The organism is Pseudoalteromonas sp. S1609, from assembly GCF_005887255.1.
Taxonomy (GTDB): Bacteria; Pseudomonadota; Gammaproteobacteria; order Enterobacterales; family Alteromonadaceae; genus Pseudoalteromonas.
Map to the genome: position 1 here is coordinate 1 of NZ_PNDJ01000224.1, position 271 is coordinate 271.

1 pseudogene is annotated in these 271 nt (G+C 42.8%); it reads right to left on the bottom strand.

The features are described 5' to 3' along the window. A pseudogene (locus CWB76_RS19515) lies at nucleotides 1–271 on the bottom strand (diguanylate cyclase); the annotation flags it as partial.

Below are 271 nucleotides of genomic sequence, written 5' to 3' on the forward strand. Positions count from 1 at the left end.
GATAATTCCGGCTCTTCTAACCGTTTACTGGAGGATGGCACTGGCGCATCGGCGTTTTCTGGATTTGGGGCTTGTTGATATGCTTGTTGGATGAGTTGTTGTGCAAGCTCGGTATGCTGTTCTAGACCATTCGCAAATTTCTTTAAAATATCAAAACTGGTAAAGCCAAGGACTGGGTGTTCACCAAAAGCCTCTAATAACGATGCACACTGATAATGCGCATCTAAGGTTATAATATCTGAGCTACGAAACGTCAGAGGTAATACATCAA